The sequence below is a fragment of the Pinisolibacter sp. genome, from assembly GCF_036782435.1.
In the GTDB taxonomy this organism is placed as follows: domain Bacteria; phylum Pseudomonadota; class Alphaproteobacteria; order Rhizobiales; family Ancalomicrobiaceae; genus CALBKH01.
Window position 1 is genome coordinate 37,767 of sequence record NZ_DAIPZB010000007.1, and the last position, 18,515, is coordinate 56,281.

Sequence of the window (18,515 nt, forward strand, 5' to 3'; positions counted from 1 at the left end):
GCGGGCGCCCATCGAGCGGTTCGACGAGGTTGGCGTCAAGCGTTTCTTCGACCTCAGCCATGCGCGGTCGATGGTTCGGCGACGCGGATCGGCGCTTGACCCCTTCCGGCGGCGCGTGATTGATCGGCGCCTTTCCCGGGCGATGGCTGCCCGGCCGTCGAGGGGGACGGTGATGACGGGGAACGGTCGGGCCGGTCGTGCGGCGCGCTGGATGGGGCTTGCGGCGGCGTCGCTCGCGGTGGCGCTCGCCCTCGATTTCATTCGCCTGCCGGCCGCCTTTCTCCTCGGGCCGCTCGTCGTCGGCATCGTGGCGCGGCTCTCCGGCTCGGACCTCGTGGTGCCGCGGCCGGCGGTCTACGCCTCGCAGGCGCTGATCGGGGCGATGATCGGCGCGGCGTTGACGCCGTCGATCGTCACCGCCTTTCTCGCCGACTGGCCGATCCTGACGGCGGTGGTGGCGGCGACGGTGGTGTTCGCCACCGCTTCCGGCTGGCTCCTGTCGTGGTTCGGCGTCGTGCCGGGGACGACGGGGGTGTGGGGATCGTCGCCGGGGGCGGCGACCGCCATGGTGATCCTGTCGGAAGCTCACGGCGGCGACGTTCGGTTGGTCGCCTTCATGCAGTATCTGCGCGTGCTCTTCGTCGCCTCGGCGGCGTCGATCGGGGCGCGCCTGTGGCTCGGGGCCGGCGCCGTCGCGCATCGCGATCTCCTCGCCGCGGTGGATCCGCAGGGACTGGCCGTGACGTTGGCGGTGGTCGCGGTGACGGCGGCGATCGGACATTTCTCGCGGCTCGCCAACGGCGTGATGATGGGGCCGATCGTGGCGTTGGCGGTGCTGCACGGCAGTGGCCTCCTGACGCCGGTGCTGCCGCCGTGGCTGTTGATCGTCGGCTATGCCGGGCTCGGCTGGAACATCGGCCTCAGGTTCACGCCCGAGGCGATCGCCCATGCGGCGCGGGCGCTGCCGTGGATCGTGCTGTCGATCGTCGTGTTGATGGCCTTCGCGGCGGGGCTGGCGTGGCTGTTGGTGCTCGAACTCGGCATCGATCCCCTGACCGCCTTCCTCGCCACCTCGCCCGGCGGCATGGACACGGTGGCGATCATCGCCGCCTCGACCCCGGTCGACGTCGGCTTCGTCATGGCGTTGCAGGTGCTGCGCTTCTTCGTGCTGGTGATGATCGGCCCGTCGCTGTCGCGCTTCGTCGCCGCGCGTCTGTCGCAGCGGTGATCGGCATCCCGCCGCTTCCGGGATCGACCTCGCCTCTGCTAGGGTCCGCTCGACGCAACGGACTCTGGGGAGACGAAGGAATGGCCGAAGCGGTTTCGCGGGCGCGTGACGGCGAGGCGATCGCCACGGCGATCGGGGTGCTGACGCAACGGTTCGGCGAACGGGTCTCGACCTCGCACAGTTTGCGCGAACAACACGGACACACCCTCACCTGGATCCCCAACCAGCCGCCGGATGCGGTGTTCTTCGCCCGCTCGGAGGCGGAGGTGCAGGAGGCGGTGAGGATCTGTGCGGCGCACGGCTGTCCGATCGTGCCCTTCGGCGCCGGCACCTCGCTCGAGGGCCATCTCAACGCGCCGCTCGGCGGCCTGTCGATCGACGTCTCGGCGATGGACGCGATCGTCGCGGTTCACCCCGAAGATCTCGACGTGGTGATCCAGCCGGGCATCCGGCGCAAGGCGCTCAACGAGCAACTGCGTGACACCGGTCTGTTCTTCCCGATCGATCCCGGCGCCGACGCCACCCTCGGCGGCATGGCGGCGACGCGGGCCTCCGGCACCAATGCGGTGCGCTACGGCACGATGAAGGACAATGTCCTGGCGATGCGCGCGGTGACCGCGACGGGTGAGATCGTCACCACCTCGCGCCGCGCCAAGAAGTCGTCGACCGGCTACGACCTGACGAGGCTCTTCGTCGGTTCGGAGGGAACGCTCGGCATCATCACCGAATTGACCATCCGCCTCTCCGGCATCCCGGAGGCGATCGCCGGCGGCATCTGCCCGTTCCCGGACGTGCACGCGGCGGCCGACGCGGTGATCCTGACCATCCAGTCCGGGATCCCGGTGGCGCGCATCGAACTCCTCGACGAGGTGCAGGTGAGGGCGTGCAACGCCTATTCGAAGCTCGATCTGCCGGAGACGCCGCTGCTCCTCGTCGAGTTCCACGGCACCGAGGCGTCGGTGCACGAACAGTCGGAGCGTTTCGGCGAGATCGCCGCCGATCTCGGCGGTGGGCCGTTCACCTGGACGACCAAGCCGGAGGAGCGGACCAAGCTGTGGACGGCGCGCCACGACGCCTATTGGGCGGGGCTCGCCATGCGGCCGGGATGCCAGACCTTCTCCACCGACGTCTGCGTGCCGATCTCGCGGCTCGCCGACTGCATCGCCGAGACCAAGCACGACATCGAGGCCTCGTGTCTCGTCGCGCCGATCGTCGGCCACGTCGGCGACGGCAACTTCCACGTCCTGCCGCTGTTCGATCCCGAGAACGCGGCCGAGATCGCCAAGGTGAAGGAGTTCGTCGGCCGTCTGGTCGAGCGGGCGCTCGCCATGGAGGGGACGGCTTCGGGCGAACACGGCGTCGGCCAGGGCAAGATGAAGTATCTCGAGGCGGAGCACGGACGCGCCGCGCTCGACATGATGGCGGCGATCAAGCGGGCGCTCGATCCGGCCGGCATCATGAACCCCGGCAAGATCGTCGCGGTCTGATCCCGGGCTCGAGTCATTCGGACGCGCCCGAAGGGCTCGAGCGTTTCGGCCCGACCGGCCGGCGCCCGTTCGGGTTCGCCTTCGCCCACGAAGTTTCGCACAGGGCGAAACTTCGTGGGCTCGGTCCGAGAGCGTCGCGATCGTTTCACGGTGGTGACGGAATGTCGGACGCAATCTCGCCGTCGGCTGCTACGATCCTGCCGGTGCGGCGTGCGACGAACGACGAGGAGAGGCGTTGAACGGGCTCTACATCGGTGTCGGCCTCACTCTGATCCTGGCGTTGCTGGTGGCACTGGTCGGGCCGTTCTTCGTCGACTGGGGAACCTATCGCAGCGTCTTCGAGCGCGAGGCGACGAAGATCGTCGGTTACCAGATCACGGTGATCGGCGAGGTCGACGCGCGTCTGCTTCCCTCTCCGCGCATCCGCTTCGGCGACGTGGTGGTCGGGCCGATCGAGGCGCCGCTCGCCCGCATCGGCCGGTTCGCCCTCGATCTCGAAGCGGCGCCGCTGCTGCGCGGCGACATCCGCATCTCCGAACTGAGGTTCGAACGGCCGACGGTGGAGATCGCCGTCGACGGCGAGGGCCGCCCGGCGCTGCCCGCTCGGCTCGCCGAGACGCGCGACCCGTCGTCGGTCGAGATCGAGCAGTTGGAGATCTCCGACGGGCGGTTCACCGTCATCGATGCACGCAACGGCGGGCGGTTGGAGATCGGTCGCATCGCCGCGGTCGGGTCGGCGGCGAGCCTCGCCGGCCCGTGGCGGCTCGACGGCGGGGGCCTCCGGAACGGCCGCGATCTCTCCTTCCGCCTCGCCGGTGGCCGCACCTCCGACGGAGCGACGGCGATCAAGGCGCAGGTGGCGCCGGGCGACGATCCGGCGACGGCGACGGTCGATCTGGTGCTGCGCGACGAAGCCGGCGCTCCGACCTTCACCGGCAAGGCGGTGGTCGAACGCCGCGGCGAGGGCGGCGAGGGCGACGTCGCTCGCGGTCTCGCCAGTTGGCGCGCCGAGGCGGAGATCGCCGGCGATGCCCGGGCGATCGACGTAACCAAACTCTCCCTGGCGCTCGGGCCGGAGGAACGAGCGGCGCAATTCGCCGGCGAGGGACGCATCCCGCTCGGTGCCGACGCGTCGTTCGACCTGACGCTCGTCGCCCGGCAGATCGAACTCGATCGGCTGGTGCGCGGCGAGGCGGGCAAGGTGACGGTGCCGGCGGCGGTCGCTTCCGAGATCGCGACGATCGCGGCGGCGGCCGGTGATGCGCCGCTGCCCGGACGGCTGCGCCTCGAGGTGCAGGGTCTGGTGGTGGGCGGCGGGGCGCTGCAGGACCTGTCGCTCGAGGCGCGGACCCGACCGGGCGGGCTGACGATCGAGCGGTTCGAGGCGCGGCTGCCGGGGCGCACGCGAATCGAGACTTCCGGCCGCGTCGCCTTCGACGAGGGCGGCCGGTTCGACGGGCGGATCGAGGCCTCCTCCGAGCAGCCGGCGGCGGCGGCGGCGTGGTGGCGCGGTGAAGCGATCGGCGAACGGCTCGATCCGGTGACGGTCGCGGCCAACCTCTCGGTCGGCGCCGGGCGGCTCGGCGCCGACGATCTCAGGATCGAGGTGGCGCAGGCGAAGGCGCGCGGCCATTTCGACTGGAGTGCGGCGAAGGGCGCGCGGGTCGGGCTCTCGGCGGAACGGCTCGAGCTCGATCAGGTGGCGCGGCTGGCGCGGCTCTTCCTCGGGCGCGAAGCGAGCCGGCGGCCGGCGGCGCTCGCCCTCGAACTCGATGCCGGGCAGATGGTGGTCGGCGGCGTCACCGCCAAGGGCGTGGCGATCGGGGTGAACGTCGCAGCCGACGACGTCGCGGTCGAACGGCTCGAAGTGCGTGATCTCGCGGGTGCGCGGCTGTCGGGGTCGGGGCGCGTCGCCGATCCGCTCGGGGCGCCGCGGGGCACGCTCGATCTCACGGTCGAAGCGGTGAAGCCGGAAGCGCCGGCACGGGCGTTGGCGCGGCTCGCCGGGCTCGATCCGGCCGGTGAGGACCGCATCGCCGGCTTCGCGGCGGCGGCGGCCCCGCTCAATCTGGCGCTGCGGCTCGAGGGGCGCAGCGGCGGGGAGGGCACGGCGGCGACCGGGTCGCTGCGTGGCTTCGCCGGTGGCGCGGAAGTCTCCGCCGACATCGGCTACGACGGGCGGGTCGACGATCCGCACCACGCCGAGCTGAAGCTCGTCGCCAAGCTCGCCGGCGATCGGGCGACGGCGGCGCTCGTCCGCCTCTTCGGTGGCGGCGCCGGGGGGGCGATCGCCGTCGACGTCTCGGTGGCGGGGCGGCCGGTCGACGGGCTCGCGATCGTCACCTCGCTCGCCGTCGGCAAGACGCGGGCGAACGTCGAGGGCACCGCGGTTCTGCCGGTCGGCGGTCCGGCGAAGCTCGACGGCCGGGTGCGGTTGGCGACCCCCGACGCGACGATGCTCGGCGCCTTCCTCGGACGGCCGGCGCTCGCCTTCGAGCGGAGCCTGCCGGTCGACGCCTCGGCGCTGGTCACCGGGACGTGGCCGAAGCTGACGATCGGAGAAGCGGCCGGTCGAGTGGGCGAGACGACGGTCAGGGCCGGCGGCACGATCGATCTCGGCGTCCGTCCGGCGTTGCTCGACGGCCGGCTCGAACTCGACGTGCTCGATCTCGAGGCGGCGGCGGAAATGCTCCTCGGCGGGGCGATCGTCGCCGATGGCAGCGATGCGAAGCAGTTCTGGGCGACGACGCCGTTGTCGGGGCCGTCGTTCGACGGCGCCCTCGCGGGCACGGTGACGTTGTCGGTGGGGCGGGCGGCGGTCGAGGCGGTCGGCTTCGACCGGTTGCGGGCACGGCTTTCGGCCAAGCCCGGCGAGGTGCGACTCGACGACATCGACGCCGGTTTCGCCGGCGGGCGGCTCGCCGGCGAGATGGTGCTGCGCCACGGCGGCGACGGGGTGACCGGTCTCACCGGGCGGCTGTCGCTCGATCGGGCGGCGATCGCCGACATCGTCTGGCGGCGCGCCGGACGGGCGATCGCCATCGGCCGGCTCGACGGCGACGCGAGTTTCTCGACCAACGGACGGACCGCCGCGGCGCTGGTCGCCGGGCTCGGCGGCGAGGGACGGGTGAGCCTCGTCGATGCGCGGGTCCGCGGACTTTCCGGCGAGGCGCTGGTCGCCACGCAGGTGGCGCTCGGCGAGGCGACGCCGACGACGGAGACGGTGGACGGCCTCTTCCGCGCCCGGATGGATGCGAGCGAGACCGACCTGCCGCGCGCCGACGTCGCCTTCGCCCTGCAGGCCGGGGTGGCGCGCAGCGGCCGCCAGATGTTCGAGACGCCGAGCGCGCGGCTGACCGGCCGAGTGGCGATCGATCTCGTCCATCTCGGTCTCGATGCCGAAGGCTCGATGGAGCCGGCGGGCGATGCGATCCGGGCGACGCGGACGGTGATCTCCAAGGCGACGCCGACCGTCGGTCTCGCCTTCCGCGGGTCGCTCGCCGCGCCCGAGCGCATCCTCGACGTGGCGCCTCTGGTGGCGCATCTGACGCTTGCCGGGTTCGAGCGCGAGATCGATCGGGTGGAGACGTTGCAGCAGGACATCGCCGAACGGGCCCGTTTCGCCCGCGAGCGTCGGCGGCTCGAGGAGATCCGCGCGGCGGAGGAGGCGGCGCGACGCGAGGCGCAGGCCAAGAAGGAGGCCGAGGCCGAAGTGGCGCGGCGGGCGGCGCAAGCCGCGGCTCAGGCGGCGAAGGCGGCGGAGGCGGCGAAAGCAGCGGAGGCGGCGAAGCCGGGTGCGGCGGTGAAGCCCAGCGAACCGGTCGAGGCGCCGAAGCCGGTGGAGGGGACGAAGGCGGTCGAGCCGATGCGACCGAGCGAATCGGCGACATCCACCGGCAACGATGCGAGCGGTGCGTCCCCGCCGGCCACGGCCCCACAGAGGAAGAGTGAACCGACGACGACCGTCGAACCCGCGGCGGCACCGGCGCCGTCGGCCGAGGCGGCGCCTGCGAAGGTTCCGAGCGGCGCGAGCGATACGACGAGCGCACCGCCGCCGCCGTTACCGCCGCCGATCCTCGTCGGTCCTGCTCCGCCGATCGGAACCGTACCGCCGCCGTCTCCGATGTCGATCGTTCCGCCGGGGGTGCGGGCGCCCTGAGCGGGGCGTCTCATACCGAGCTCACGAAATTCGGACTCGTCCGAATTTCGTGAGTTACGGCCCGACCGGCCGGCGCCCGTTCGGGCTCGCCTTCGCGGATGAAGTTCCGAACAGGTCGGAACTTCATCCGCTCGGTATCAGTCGGCATCGCCGGGCGACGCGGCGCGGAGCACGGCGACGCGCAGGGCGGAGGCGAGGTTGCGGTCGGGCGACCGGGCGCCGTCGATCTCGGCGACGAGCGCGGCGAGGGAGAGGCCGCGCGCGACCGCCATGGCCTCGACCGCCCGCCAGAACTCCGGCTCGAGCGCCACCGAGGTGCGGTGACCGGCGATGGTCATCGAACGCTTCTCCATCGGGCTCCTCGGATGCTCGGACATCGGCCGCGGCGCGGTCGGATAGTTCATGGGGACGGATCGGCGACGAGGTTCGCGTCGTTCGCCACGGTGCGGCATCGGCCGGGATCGCGTTCCGAGACGATGGGGCGGCGGCGCCGTCGGGCCTCGCCGTCAGCCTTCGGCGTCGGGCGTGTCGCGACGATGGGCGTCGAGGACGCGGGTGGCGCGCTCGTCTTCCTTCTCCGTCGCCTCGCGCTCGGCGCGGGTGCGGCCGAAGCGGACGCGGTTCTCCTCCGCCCGCTTCTTGTCCGCGATGCGGGCGCGCGCCTTGCGGAACTTGCCGAGGCCGACGACGTCGCCCATCGCCGATCTCACTTCTTGCGGAACTTGTCGAGCGACAGGACCGTCGCGGTCGGCGCCGGTTCGGCCGGCTTTTCGGCGGCGGCCGGCTCGGCGACGGGCGCCGGTTCCGGCTCGGCCGGCGTCTCCGGCACCGGCTCGACGGGGATCGTCGAGGCTTCGACCGGCACCAGCTTCGGGCCTTCCGGCGCGGCTTCGCCCTCGGCCTCCGCCTCTTCGTGGGCGACCTCGAACTGCAGGCCGAACTCGACCGACGGATCGACGAAGCCCTTCACCGAGGCGAAGGGGACGTAGAGCCGTTCCGGGATGCCGCCGAAGGAGAGGCCGACCTCGAAATGGGCGTCGTCGACCTGGAGATCCCAGAACTGGTGCTGGAGCACCACGGTCATTTCGGTCGGATAGCGTTGGCGCAGACGGCCGGACAGGCGCACGCCGGGATGGGTGGTGTCGAAGGAGACGTAGAAGTGGTGGTCGCCGGGCAGGCCGGTCTTGGCCACCTCGCCGATGACCTTGCGGACGACGCCGCGCAGCGCGTCCTGGACCAGAATGTCGTAGCGGATCAGATCCTGGGTCATCGGTCTCGATCTCGTCTCGGGGAAGCGCCTCGGCTTCCCGGACCGCGTACCGCCGGCGGCATCGGCACGGGCGGCATCGTCATGGAACGAAAGGGCGTCTCCGCGCCCCTCGGGCGGACGCGTGGAAGCCCCGAGTCTCACTCGGCACGATAGCACACCGCGCGTCGAAAGGGGGGTGAGTGAGGGCTTCTGTTGCCAGGCGCCCCCGAGCCCCGCCTGGACGCTGCTACACGTCAGGACTTGTTACCGGAGTCCGTAAACCGCTCACGCGGCCACGGCAACCGGAGCATAGTTGTCGTTGGCAACTATAATTCGACCCGATAACGGCGGTATCATGCCGGGCAAAAGATCGGCTTTTAGACCCTCGTCGATCCTGGTTCGCCCCCGCCGGAACCCATGGAACACGTCCCATGGGCTCGGGTGGAGGCGCCGGGTACTGCCCCCGGGTCCGAAAGGCTTATTACACCGCTCGTTTATCACCATAGTCGACCCTTGCGGGGCGACGGAGCCAATATAGGCGAGGCCGGGGCCGGATAAAAGACCCCGATGGAAATCCCCACCGAGATCACCGCTCGATCCGCATCCAACGCTCGTCGCGGTGCGCCGCGGCGAGACGGCGCGCCGCCGCCTCGGCCAGCCGGCGAGAGGCCACGAGCGCCGTCATACCGGGCTCGAGCGCGGCGAGATCTTCCGGCGCGAGGCCGAGATCGTCGAGGAGGCGGGCGTCGAGACGACGCAGGTGGCGCAGGTGCCGGCGCGCCAGCCGAGAGCGGCGCGCCGACGCGACTGCACGACGGAGCGCCGCGACGAGGCGCTCGGCCGGGGAGGGGGCGAAGTCGTCGCCGAGAGAGGCGATCATCAGAGCCGCGTCGCGCATGGCACATCTCTCCCGTTCGCGACAGCGCCGGGGACGAGGGGCGCGATCACGCGATTTCGATCGGTTCGTGAAGCGAAGAGGGCGTCTTCGAGGGTGGAGGATGCGGACCTTCGATTGATCAATCAAACGAAAAGAACTAAAGATGCTCTTCAATGCGGCTGATCATATGGCCGTGCCTCGGAGTGGCCTCCATGAGCGATGTGTGCGACGGCGACGACTGCGGGTCGCCCTTCTCCGGCGGCAGCGCGGTGCTGGAGATCGATCTTCTGCGCACGCTCCTCGCCGTGCAGCAGACCGGGTCGTTCAGCCGTGCTGCGCAGGCGGTGTTCCGCACGCCTTCGGCGGTGTCGATGCAGATGAAGCGGCTCGAGGAGATCGTCGGGCGGCCGATCTTCGCCAAGGACGGGCGCGGCGTGGTGTTGACCCCGGCGGGCGACGATCTCGTCGGTTACGCGCGGCGGATGATGCAGCTCAACGACGAGGCGCTCGCCCGTTTCCGCTGCGCCGACACGCGCGGCGTCGTCCGTCTCGGCACGCCCGACGACTACGCCACCAAGTTTCTGCCGACCATTCTGGCGCGTTTCGCGGCGAGCCATCCGCACGTCCAGGTCGACGTCGTCTGTCAGCCGAGCCGCGCTCTGGTGCGCCTGCTCGACGAAGGCGAGGTGGACCTGGCGCTGGTCAGCGTCGGGCTCGGTTGCGGCATTCCCGGCACCGGGACCATCGTCCATCGCGAGCGGCTGGTGTGGGCGGGGGCGCGCTACGGCGAGGCCCATCTGAAGCGGCCGCTGCCGCTCGCCGTCTCCGGCACCACCTGTTCGTGGCGTTCGCTCGCGCTGACCCGGCTCGACAAGGAGGGCATTCCCTACCGCGTCGCCTATTCGAGCCAGCACTACGTCGGCCAGATCGCCGCGGTGCTCGCCGACCTCGCGGTGGCGCCGCTGCCGAAGAGCGTCATCTCGGGCGAGCTGGTGCCGATCGACGAGCGGCTGCTGCCGGCGATCGGCCACTACGAGATCCAGCTCCTGGCCGCGGCGCGGGCGACCGGGGCGGCGATGGAGGCGCTCTCCGGCCACATCGTCCAGAGCTTCCAGAGCGAGGCGACCTGGGCCGACCGCGAGGCGGCGGAGTGAGCGACGGCGTCACGATCCGGCCGGCGATCGCCGCGGATGCCGAGGCGGTGCGGGACCTGACGCGGCGGGCCTATGCGAAGTGGGTGCCGGCGATCGGCCGTGAGCCGCTGCCGATGGGTTTCGATCAGGCGGCGGCGATCCGCGACGACCGGGTCGAGGTGATGGAGATCGACGGGACGATCGTCGGCGTGGCCCATCTCGTCGTCGAGGACGGGCGGGTGCTGCTCGAGAACCTGGCGATCGATCCGGATCGCGCCGGCCGAGGGCTGGGCCGGCGGATGCTCGCCCGGGCGGAAGCGGTGACCCGCGATCTCGGGCGGACGCGGCTGGCCCTCTACACCAATGCGCGCTTCGGCGAGAACCTGCGGTTCTACGCGGCGGCGGGGTATTCGGTGGATCGCGAGGAGGCGTTTCGCGGCGGGGTGGTCGTCCACATGAGCAAGGTGGTCGTGGCCGGATGATCCGGCAGGCGCGAAGGTCTCAAGAAGTGATCTCGATCAGCGCGCCGTCGGGGCCGCGGACGACCGCCTCGTAGAAGCCGTCGCCGGTGTGCCGCGGGCCGGAGACGAGGAGGCCCTGGTCGGCGAAACGGCGGGCGGCGGCGTCGACCGCCGCGGCCGAGCCGAGCGAGATCGCCAAGTGGGCCCAGCCGGGGCGCTCGCCGCTCGCGTCGCCTTCGAGCCAGGGGCCGGACATCAGTTCGAGCGCCGTGCCGTCGGGCAGGTGGGCGAAGCGCGAACAGAAGCCGGGGCGGTTCTTCGAGACGTAGGTCTCGCCGATCTCGGCGGCGAAATGCTCGGCCCAGAAGCGGGCGGCGGCATCGAGATCGGTGGTCCACAGGGCGACGTGAGCGAGACGCATCGGGGGCTCCTCTTTTCCGTCGGCGAGCGCTAGTGGTCCGACTCCGACATTCGCATCCCCTGTGGAAGCCTCGTCGTGCGAATGTCGGAGTCATGAGGACCACTAGCAAGCTTATGTTTCTAGTGGAACTTTCGAATTCGACATTCGAACGCGACCCGTGCGGCAGCGGAATTCGAATGTCGAATTCGTTCCACTAGGACGTCATCGTGGCGCGAGAGGGGCGCGAGGTGTCGTGCGGCGGTATCTCGCGAACATGGTCGTGTGGGACGATGGGCCGTCGATCGGGATCGCCTTCTCCCCCCCGCGGGAGAAGGTGCCCCAAGGGCGGATGAGGGGGCTGGACCTCGCCTCCGACTTCGGCATAGGTGGTTCCCCCCGGTCGCCGCTCCGCGGCGTCCCCTCAGCCGGCCCTTCGGGCCACCTTCTCCCGCAAGGGGAGAAGGGGCGGGGGGCTCGGGCGCCACAAGAAGGCGCGCGTCGCGATCGGGCGAACCAGGGATCGTTGCGTCGCCTGTCGGTCCGTCCGACGCTCACTGTTCATTCGTCGGGCGATTCGCGCCAGAGGTCGTTCCATGCAGCAATATCTCGATCTGATGCGCCGCATCCGCGACGAGGGCGTCACCAAGACCGACCGCACCGGTACCGGCACGCGCTCGGTCTTCGGCCATCAGATGCGTTTCGACCTCGCGCAGGGCTTCCCGGCCATGACCACCAAGAAGCTGCACCTGCGCTCGATCATCGTCGAGCTGTTGTGGTTCCTGCGTGGCGATACCAATATCAAGTATCTGAAGGACAACGGCGTTTCGATCTGGGACGAGTGGGCCGACGAAAACGGCGACCTCGGCCCGGTCTACGGCCACCAGTGGCGCTCGTGGCCGGCGGCGAACGGCGAGACGATCGACCAGATCGCCTGGGTCGAGGCCGAGATCAAGCGCAATCCCGACAGCCGGCGTCTCATCGTCTCGGCCTGGAACCCGGCCGACATTCCGCGCATGAAGCTGCCGCCCTGTCACCTGTTGTTCCAGTTCTACGTCGCCGAAGGACGGCTCTCCTGCCAGCTCTACCAGCGCTCGGCCGACGTCTTCCTCGGGGTGCCGTTCAACATCGCCTCCTATGCGCTCCTCACGATGATGATGGCGCAGGCGACGGGGCTCGAACCGGGCGACTTCGTCCATTCCTTCGGCGACGCGCATCTCTATCTGAACCACATGGAGCAGACCGAGTTGCAGCTGTCGCGTGAGCCGCGGCGGCTTCCGCGGATGCGGATCGATCCGTCCGTGACCTCGATCTTCGACTTCCGCTACGAGCATTTCGAGCTGGTCGACTACGACCCGCACCCGCACATCAAGGCGCCGGTGGCGGTCTGAGGAGCGGGCGATGACGGTCGCGATCCGTTCGGCGCGCCCCGGCGAGGCGGGGCTCGTTCTCTCCTTCGTCAAGGCATTGGCGGCCTACGAGGACCTCTCCCATGCGGTAGCGGCGACCGAGGCGGCACTCGATCGGGCGCTGTTCGGGCCGGCGCCGCGCGTCTTCTGCGACCTCGCCGAGGTCGATGGCGTGGCGGTCGGCTTCGCGTTGTGGTTCCACTCCTACTCGACCTTCCAGGGCGCGGCGGGGATCTACATCGAGGATCTCTTCGTCCTGCCGGAGGCGCGCGGCCACGGCGTCGGCAAGGCGCTCGTCGTCCATCTGGCGAGGCGCTGTCGCGACGAGGGGCTCGGACGGCTGCATTGGGCGGTGCTCGACTGGAACGCGCCGGCGATCGCCTTCTACCGCTCGCTCGGCGCGGTGATGCGCGACGAATGGCGGGCGATGGGGCTCACCGGCGCGGCGCTGGAAAAGCTCGGAGGGGGGCGATGAGTTTCGACGGGGTCGAGGTCTTCGCGGTGGTGGCGGCGGCGACGAACCGGGTGATCGGCCGCGACAACCAGTTGCCGTGGCGGATCTCTTCGGATCTGAAACACTTCAAGCGGCTGACCATGGGCTGCCCGATCGTCATGGGTCGGCGGACCTTCGCCTCGATCGGCAAGCCGCTCCCCGGCCGCGCCAACATCGTGGTGACGCGCGACGGGGGGTTCTCGGTCGACGGTGTGGTCGTCGCGGCGTCGCTCGAGGCGGCGCTGGCGCAGGGCGCTCGGATCGTACGCGAGATGGGTGCGGCGGGGATCGCGCTCGTCGGCGGCGGCGACGTCTACGCCCAGGCGCTGCGCTTCACCGATCGGGTCGAACTGACCGAGGTGAAGCTCGCCCCGGATCCGGCGGGCGCCGTGCTCTTCCCCGAACTCGCCACGTCGGAATGGGTCGAGGTGGCGCGGGTTCCCGGCGAACGGACGGAAAAGGACGAGGCGGACTTCGACTTCGTCACGTTGAAGCGGCGGTGAGGCGGTTCCGTTCACCGAACTCGACGACCTCGCGGCGAAACCGGTCCGCCTTCCGTTGAAACCCCTCCGGTGGATACCTATACATCTGGTGTGCTTCGACGCCGGGAGGCGTGACGGGGAGGGCGAGGTGTCGTCCGCGCGTCGCGCGAGGTGTCGGACCTGATCAGGACAAGGATACGACATGCCCTGGAGCAACCAGAACGGCGGTGGCGGATGGAAGGGCGGCGGTGGCGGCCCTTGGGGTCAGCCGCCGCGCGGCCCCTCCGGTGGTGGCAATCAGCCGCCGGATCTCGAGGAACTGCTGCGCCGCAGCCAGGAGAAGCTGAAGGACTGGTTGCCCGGTGGCGGCGGTTCGGGCGGCGGTGGCGGTATCGCCGGGCTCGGCGGCAAGGGGTTGGCGCTGGTGGCGGTCGGCGCCGTGGCGCTGTGGCTCCTCACCGGCTTCTATCGGGTCGAGCCCGATGAACTCGGCGTCGAGTTGGTGCTCGGACGGGTGACGTCGCAGACCACCCCGGGCCTCAACTACAACGTTCCCTATCCGCTCGGTCAGGTCTACACGCCCAAGGTCCTGGCGGTGCGCGAAATCTCGGTCGGCCAGCGCGACTTCGACACGGCGCGCGGCGTTCCGGGGCGCGACATCCCCGACGAGAGCCTGATGCTGACCGGCGACGAGAACATGGTCGACGTGTCGTTCAAGGTGCAGTGGAACGTCAAGGACGCGGCCGCCTTCCTGTTCAACATCCAGTATCCGGAAGCGACGGTGAAGGCGGTGGCCGAGAGCGCCATGCGCGAGATCATCGGCAAGAACTCGATCGAGATGATCCTCACCGAGAACCAGCGCCGCATCGAGAACGACGTGCGCGTGCTGATGCAGAAGACGCTCGACGACTACAAGTCGGGGGTCGAGGTGCGCCTCGTCAACATGTACCGGGTCAACCCGCCGACCCAGGTCATCGACGCCTTCCGCGACGTCCAGGCGGCGCGCATCGACGCCGAGCGTCTGCAGAACGAAGCCCAGACCTACGCCAACCGCATCGTGCCGGAAGCGCGTGGTCAGGCGGCGGCGATCACCGCCCAGGCGCAGGCCTATCGCCAGCGCACGGTGGAGGAGGCGCGCGGTCAGGCCGATCGCTTCGCCAAGGTGCTGGAAGAATACAAGCACGCCCCCGAGGTCACCCGCGAGCGTCTCTACCTCGAGACGATGGAGCGCGTGCTCGGCGGCGTCGACAAGGTGCTGGTCGATCAGGGTCGGGGCGAGGGCGGCATCCAGCCCTACCTGCCGCTCGATCAGTTGACCCGTAGTCCCCGGACCAAGAGTGGAGCCACGCCATGAAGACCGGCATTCTCGGTTTCGTCGGCGTGCTCGTCGCCGCCGTCCTCGTCGTCGCCTCCGGCGCCGCCTACATCGTCTCGCCGACCAATCAGGCGCTCGTCCTGCAGTTCGGTCAGGTGAAGCGGGCGGTGGTGGAGCCGGGCATCTACTTCAAGGTGCCGTTCATCCAGAACGTCGAGTATCTCGACAAGCGCATCCTCGACATCGATCTCGAGCCGCAGGAACTGATCGCCTCGGACAAGAAGCGTCTGGTGGTCGACGCCTTCGCCCGCTATCGCATCACCGATCCGGTGCAGTTCTACCAGGGTGTGCGCAACGTCCAGGGCGGCAATCAGCGTCTCAACACCTTCCTGTTCTCGGCGGTGCGCGCCGTGCTCGCCGACGCGACCTTCTTCTCGGTGGTGCGCGACGACCGTGCCGGTCTGATGGAGAAGATCCGGTCGCAGGTCGACGCGGAAGCCAAGGGCATCGGCGTCGACATCGTCGACGTGAAGATCCGCCGGGCCGATCTGCCGCAGAAGAACTCCGAAGCGGTGTTCCAGCGCATGCAGACCGAGCGTCAGCGCGAGGCGACCGAGCTGCGCGCCAAGGGCTCGGAAGAGAGCCAGCGCATCAAGGCGAAGGCCGATGCGGAGAAGGAGGTCCTGCTCGCCGAGGCCAGCCGTGACGCCGAGCGCGTGCGCGGTGCGGGTGACGCGGAACGGATCAAGGTCTTCGCCGAATCCTTCGGCAAGGATCCCGAGTTCTTCGCCTTCTACCGCTCGATGCAGGCCTACGAGACGGCGATGAAGCCGGGTGACACGCGACTGCTGATGTCGCCCCGGACCTCGGAGTTCTTCCGCTTCCTCGCCGATCCGTCGGGTGCGAAGGCTGCGGCGGAGAAGTGAGGCGATGGAAGCCGGATCGGGGTTCTCCGACCTCGCGGTGGCGCTCGGCCTCGTGCTGGCGCTGGAGGGCGCGATCTACGCCGCCGCGCCCGGCTTCATGAAGGACATGCTGTCGAGGGTCGGCGAGATCCCCGACGGCGTGCTGCGATGGAGCGGCCTCGCCGCTCTGGTCGCCGGCGTGGCGCTGGTGTGGGCGGTGCGCGGGTGAGGTCACATTACGGCGATATAACCCGTGAAGCCGCGTTTCCGCCCGAATCCGACCGAAGATGAACGGCGTGCGGGGCTCCCCGCGCGCGGACCATTTCCCTCGAAAGGACACCACTCTCGATGAAGACGCTCTCGAAGATCGGTTCGTCGCGGACCCTCTCTCGCCTCGCGGTCGCCGCGGTGCTGGCGGCCGGGCTCGCCGGTTCGCCGGTCACGACGGTTCCGGTGCTGGCCGGTCCGCCGACCGCCGCGGGTCCCGCGTCGGTCGCCGATCTCGCCGAGAGCCTGCTCGACTCGGTGGTCAACATCTCGACGTCGCAGACGGTGGCGGCGGAGCGCAACATCCCGATCCCGAAGGCGCCGGAAGGCTCGCCGTTCCAGGACTTCTTCGACGAGTTCTTCAAGAACCAGGGCAAGAACGGCGGCGCGCCGCGCAAGATCCAGTCGCTCGGTTCCGGCTTCGTCATCGGGGCGGACGGCTACATCGTCACCAACAATCACGTCATCGACGGCGCCGACGAGATCACCGCCAATTTTCCGGACGGCACCAAGCTCAAGGCGAAGCTGATCGGCACCGACAAGAAAACCGACATCGCGCTCCTCAAGGTCGAACCGACGAAGCCGCTCAAGGCGGTGAAATTCGGCGACAGCGACAAGGCGCGGGTCGGCGACTGGGTGATGGCGATCGGCAATCCGTTCGGCTTCGGCGGCTCGGTGACGGTCGGCATCGTGTCGGCGCGCAACCGTGACATCCACGCCGGTCCCTACGACAACTTCATCCAGACCGACGCGGCCATCAACAAGGGCAATTCCGGCGGTCCGCTGTTCGACATGTACGGCGACGTGATCGGCATCAACACCGCCATCGTCTCGCCGACCGGCGGCTCGATCGGCATCGGCTTCGCCGTGCCCTCGAAGACCGCTTCGGCGGTCGTCGCCCAGCTCAAGGAGTTCGGCGAGACCCGGCGTGGCTGGCTCGGCGTGCGCATCCAGGGCGTCACCGACGACATCGCCGAGGGCCTGGGGCTGAAGGAGCCGAAGGGCGCGCTGGTCGCCGGCGTCACCGACAAGGGCCCGGCCGACAAGTCGGGTATCCAGGCGGGCGACGTGATCGTCAGGTTCGACGGTCAGGAGGTCCCGAACGTCCGCGAACTGCCGCGCATGGTCGCCGACACGCCGATCTCCAAGAAGGTCCAGGTGGTGGTGCTGCGCAAGGGCAAGGAGGTCGCCATCGACGTCCAGCTCGGCCGGCTGGAGGAGGGCGAGAAGCTCGCCGCCAACGAGAAGCCGGGCAAGAGCGACGCCACCAAGGCGGCGGTGACGCAGAAGGTCGCGGGCCTGACGCTGGCGCCGATCGACGCGACGCTGCGCGCCAAGTTCAAGATCAAGGACAGTGTTTCCAAGGGTCTGGTGGTGACCGACGTCGACGCCGACTCCGCCGCCGCCGAGAAGCGGATCGCCGCCGGCGACGTCGTGCTCGAGGTCGGCCAGGAAGAGGTGAAGAGCGTCGAGGACGTCACCAAGCGCTTCGAGGCCGCCAAGAAGGACGGCCGCAAGCGGGCGCTGCTGCTGCTCTCCAGCGCCGAAGGCGAAATGCGCTTCGTGACGCTGTCGGTGGAGTGAGATCGCCGCGACCGGTGAGACATACGAACGGCGCCGGAGCGATCCGGCGCCGTTGTCGTATGGGGAATGGTGAGACGTAGGGCGGAATACGGCTTCGCCTGTTCCGCCCTACGTGAGCGTCGATCTCACTCGTGGACGAACTCCGCCTTGCGATAGCCCTGCATGTAGAGCAGCGCCGTCAGGTCGGCGTGGTCGATGCGGGCGTGGGCTTCCGTCGCGACCCGGGGCTTGGCGTGATAGGCGACGCCGAGGCCGGCTTCGCGGAGCATGGCGAGGTCGTTGGCGCCGTCGCCGACGGCCAGCGTCAGCGCCATCGGCACCTTCTTCGACGCCGCCAGTTCGAGGAGCGAAGCGCGCTTGGCATCCTGGCCGAGGATCGGTTCGGCGACGGTGCCGGTGAGCTTGCCGGCCTCTTCGATCAAGAGGTTCGAGCGGTGCTCGTGGAAGCCGATCATGCGCGACACCGGGCCGGTGAAGACGGTGAAGCCGCCGGAGACGAGGGCGGTCCAGGCGCCGTTCGCCCGCATGGTGCGGACCAGTTCGACGGCGCCGGGGGTGAGGCGGATGCGTTCGGCGATGACGCGGTCGACGACGTTCGAGTCGAGGCCGGCGAGGAGGGCGACGCGTTCGCGCAACGCCGGCTCGAAGGCGATCTCGCCCTGCATGGCGCGCTCGGTGATGGCGGCGATGTGGTCCTTGAGGCCGACCTCGGCCGCGAGTTCGTCGATGCACTCCTGGCCGATCATGGTGGAGTCCATGTCGGCGATCAGCAGGCCCTTGGCGCGGCCGGCGAGCTTCTGCACCACCACGTCGATCGGCGCGGAAAGTCGCGCGCGCAGATCCTCGGCGACCTGCTTCTCGGTGCCCGGTTCGATCGTCACGAAGATGTCGGTCGCGATCCCCTGGGCGAGCGTGGCCGTGCCGGTGGCGCCGAGGCGGAGGGCCGCGGCGTCGATCACGGCGGCGGTCACCGCCGGCGAGGCCGGCGCGGAGATCAGGGTTGCAACATGGGTCATGATCGAGAACAAGCTCATGGGCCGGCACGGGGGGAAGCCCGGCGCGACGGGGA

The 18,515-nt window shown here is 69.9% G+C and carries 18 protein-coding genes and 1 other RNA gene; 12 read left to right on the forward strand and 7 right to left on the reverse strand.

The window, feature by feature from the left end; translation table 11 throughout:
• Positions 1-172 precede the first annotated feature (172 nt).
• The 3 genes from V7Q42_RS04355 to V7Q42_RS04365 all read left to right on the forward strand — a co-directional run bounded on the left by V7Q42_RS04355 (position 173) and on the right by V7Q42_RS04365 (position 6,874).
• Positions 173-1,228 carry an AbrB family transcriptional regulator gene (locus tag V7Q42_RS04355; RefSeq protein ID WP_333822688.1) on the forward strand — a complete coding sequence of 352 codons (1,056 nt, stop codon included), beginning with the start codon at positions 173-175 and terminating at the stop codon, positions 1,226-1,228.
• Between the two features lie 80 nt (positions 1,229-1,308).
• Positions 1,309-2,715 carry an FAD-binding oxidoreductase gene (locus V7Q42_RS04360; RefSeq protein ID WP_333822689.1) on the forward strand — a complete coding sequence of 469 codons (1,407 nt, stop codon included), beginning with the start codon at positions 1,309-1,311 and terminating at the stop codon, positions 2,713-2,715.
• Positions 2,716-2,950: 235 nt separating this feature from the next.
• Positions 2,951-6,874, forward strand: a complete 3,924-nt coding sequence (locus V7Q42_RS04365) for an AsmA family protein (protein ID WP_333822690.1) — start codon at positions 2,951-2,953, stop codon at positions 6,872-6,874.
• 137 nt (positions 6,875-7,011) lie between these two features.
• Here V7Q42_RS04365 and V7Q42_RS04370 read toward each other — a convergent pair whose 3' ends face one another.
• The 5 genes from V7Q42_RS04370 to V7Q42_RS04390 form a co-directional block, all read right to left on the reverse strand.
• Positions 7,012-7,227 carry a ribbon-helix-helix domain-containing protein gene (locus tag V7Q42_RS04370; RefSeq protein WP_333822692.1) on the reverse strand — a complete coding sequence of 72 codons (216 nt, stop codon included), beginning with the start codon at positions 7,225-7,227 and terminating at the stop codon, positions 7,012-7,014.
• 153 nt (positions 7,228-7,380) lie between these two features.
• Entirely contained in the window at positions 7,381-7,572 is a 192-nt protein-coding gene (locus V7Q42_RS04375) for a DUF4169 family protein (protein ID WP_333822693.1), read from the reverse strand.
• Between the two features lie 8 nt (positions 7,573-7,580).
• Positions 7,581-8,144 carry an SspB family protein gene (locus tag V7Q42_RS04380; RefSeq protein WP_333822694.1) on the reverse strand — a complete coding sequence of 188 codons (564 nt, stop codon included), beginning with the start codon at positions 8,142-8,144 and terminating at the stop codon, positions 7,581-7,583.
• Between the two features lie 178 nt (positions 8,145-8,322).
• Positions 8,323-8,687, reverse strand: a transfer-messenger RNA (tmRNA) gene (ssrA, locus tag V7Q42_RS04385).
• A gap of 22 nt (positions 8,688-8,709) precedes the next feature.
• The gene (locus V7Q42_RS04390) at positions 8,710-9,021 is read right to left on the reverse strand and encodes a hypothetical protein (protein WP_333822695.1); all 312 of its coding nucleotides are present in this window, start codon (positions 9,019-9,021) and stop codon (positions 8,710-8,712) included.
• A gap of 191 nt (positions 9,022-9,212) precedes the next feature.
• On the opposite strand from V7Q42_RS04390, the gene V7Q42_RS04395 reads away from it, so the two are divergent.
• Together V7Q42_RS04395 and V7Q42_RS04400 are read left to right on the forward strand one after the other, a co-directional pair.
• On the forward strand, positions 9,213-10,154 hold the full coding sequence (locus V7Q42_RS04395) for a LysR substrate-binding domain-containing protein (protein WP_333822696.1): 942 nt from the start codon (positions 9,213-9,215) through the stop codon (positions 10,152-10,154).
• Complete coding sequence (locus V7Q42_RS04400; protein ID WP_333822697.1) at positions 10,151-10,615, forward strand: GNAT family N-acetyltransferase; 465 nt, start codon at positions 10,151-10,153, stop codon at positions 10,613-10,615. The genes V7Q42_RS04395 and V7Q42_RS04400 overlap by 4 nt, the downstream gene beginning before the upstream one ends.
• A gap of 19 nt (positions 10,616-10,634) precedes the next feature.
• On the opposite strand, the gene V7Q42_RS04405 is transcribed toward V7Q42_RS04400, so the two are convergent.
• Complete coding sequence (locus tag V7Q42_RS04405; RefSeq protein ID WP_333822698.1) at positions 10,635-11,015, reverse strand: VOC family protein; 381 nt, start codon at positions 11,013-11,015, stop codon at positions 10,635-10,637.
• Positions 11,016-11,587: 572 nt separating this feature from the next.
• Between V7Q42_RS04405 and V7Q42_RS04410 the strand changes: the two genes are divergently transcribed.
• From V7Q42_RS04410 to V7Q42_RS04440, 7 genes are all read left to right on the forward strand, one after another.
• The gene (locus V7Q42_RS04410; protein ID WP_333822700.1) at positions 11,588-12,382 is read left to right on the forward strand and encodes a thymidylate synthase; all 795 of its coding nucleotides are present in this window, start codon (positions 11,588-11,590) and stop codon (positions 12,380-12,382) included.
• Positions 12,383-12,392: 10 nt separating this feature from the next.
• On the forward strand, positions 12,393-12,875 hold the full coding sequence (locus V7Q42_RS04415; protein WP_333822701.1) for a GNAT family N-acetyltransferase: 483 nt from the start codon (positions 12,393-12,395) through the stop codon (positions 12,873-12,875).
• Positions 12,872-13,396 (forward strand): dihydrofolate reductase, encoded by a 525-nt coding sequence (locus V7Q42_RS04420; RefSeq protein ID WP_333822702.1) that lies wholly within the window; start codon positions 12,872-12,874, stop codon positions 13,394-13,396. The genes V7Q42_RS04415 and V7Q42_RS04420 overlap by 4 nt, the downstream gene beginning before the upstream one ends.
• A 181-nt stretch (positions 13,397-13,577) precedes the next feature.
• Positions 13,578-14,729 (forward strand): FtsH protease activity modulator HflK, encoded by a 1,152-nt coding sequence (hflK, locus tag V7Q42_RS04425; protein ID WP_333822703.1) that lies wholly within the window; start codon positions 13,578-13,580, stop codon positions 14,727-14,729.
• Positions 14,726-15,616, forward strand: a complete 891-nt coding sequence (gene hflC / locus V7Q42_RS04430; RefSeq protein WP_333822704.1) for a protease modulator HflC — start codon at positions 14,726-14,728, stop codon at positions 15,614-15,616. The genes hflK and hflC overlap by 4 nt, the downstream gene beginning before the upstream one ends.
• A 4-nt stretch (positions 15,617-15,620) precedes the next feature.
• A complete protein-coding gene (locus V7Q42_RS04435; protein ID WP_333822705.1) occupies positions 15,621-15,824 on the forward strand; it encodes a DUF2065 domain-containing protein in 204 nt (67 codons plus the stop codon).
• A 119-nt stretch (positions 15,825-15,943) separates the two neighbouring features.
• Positions 15,944-17,446, forward strand: coding sequence for a DegQ family serine endoprotease (locus tag V7Q42_RS04440; RefSeq protein WP_333822706.1), 1,503 nt, complete (start codon positions 15,944-15,946; stop codon positions 17,444-17,446).
• A gap of 125 nt (positions 17,447-17,571) precedes the next feature.
• On the opposite strand, the gene serB is transcribed toward V7Q42_RS04440, so the two are convergent.
• Positions 17,572-18,462, reverse strand: coding sequence for a phosphoserine phosphatase SerB (gene serB / locus V7Q42_RS04445; protein ID WP_333822780.1), 891 nt, complete (start codon positions 18,460-18,462; stop codon positions 17,572-17,574).
• Positions 18,463-18,515: the final 53 nt, after the last annotated feature.

Bases quoted from the DNA above. Each gene is read 5' to 3' on its own strand.
- V7Q42_RS04420 (WP_333822702.1), top strand. From the start codon at position 12,872: ATGAGTTTCGACGGGGTCGAGGTCTTCGCGGTGGTGGCGGCGGCGACG.
- serB (WP_333822780.1), bottom strand. From the start codon at position 18,462: ATGACCCATGTTGCAACCCTGATCTCCGCGCCGGCCTCGCCGGCGGTG.
- V7Q42_RS04410 (WP_333822700.1), top strand. From the start codon at position 11,588: ATGCAGCAATATCTCGATCTGATGCGCCGCATCCGCGACGAGGGCGTC.
- hflK (WP_333822703.1), top strand. From the start codon at position 13,578: ATGCCCTGGAGCAACCAGAACGGCGGTGGCGGATGGAAGGGCGGCGGT.
- hflC (WP_333822704.1), top strand. From the start codon at position 14,726: ATGAAGACCGGCATTCTCGGTTTCGTCGGCGTGCTCGTCGCCGCCGTC.
- V7Q42_RS04375 (WP_333822693.1), bottom strand. From the start codon at position 7,572: ATGGGCGACGTCGTCGGCCTCGGCAAGTTCCGCAAGGCGCGCGCCCGC.
- V7Q42_RS04405 (WP_333822698.1), bottom strand. From the start codon at position 11,015: ATGCGTCTCGCTCACGTCGCCCTGTGGACCACCGATCTCGATGCCGCC.
- V7Q42_RS04415 (WP_333822701.1), top strand. From the start codon at position 12,393: ATGACGGTCGCGATCCGTTCGGCGCGCCCCGGCGAGGCGGGGCTCGTT.
- V7Q42_RS04435 (WP_333822705.1), top strand. From the start codon at position 15,621: ATGGAAGCCGGATCGGGGTTCTCCGACCTCGCGGTGGCGCTCGGCCTC.
- V7Q42_RS04360 (WP_333822689.1), top strand. From the start codon at position 1,309: ATGGCCGAAGCGGTTTCGCGGGCGCGTGACGGCGAGGCGATCGCCACG.
- V7Q42_RS04390 (WP_333822695.1), bottom strand. From the start codon at position 9,021: ATGCGCGACGCGGCTCTGATGATCGCCTCTCTCGGCGACGACTTCGCC.
- V7Q42_RS04355 (WP_333822688.1), top strand. From the start codon at position 173: ATGACGGGGAACGGTCGGGCCGGTCGTGCGGCGCGCTGGATGGGGCTT.
- V7Q42_RS04440 (WP_333822706.1), top strand. From the start codon at position 15,944: ATGAAGACGCTCTCGAAGATCGGTTCGTCGCGGACCCTCTCTCGCCTC.
- V7Q42_RS04380 (WP_333822694.1), bottom strand. From the start codon at position 8,144: ATGACCCAGGATCTGATCCGCTACGACATTCTGGTCCAGGACGCGCTG.
- V7Q42_RS04395 (WP_333822696.1), top strand. From the start codon at position 9,213: ATGAGCGATGTGTGCGACGGCGACGACTGCGGGTCGCCCTTCTCCGGC.
- V7Q42_RS04370 (WP_333822692.1), bottom strand. From the start codon at position 7,227: ATGGAGAAGCGTTCGATGACCATCGCCGGTCACCGCACCTCGGTGGCG.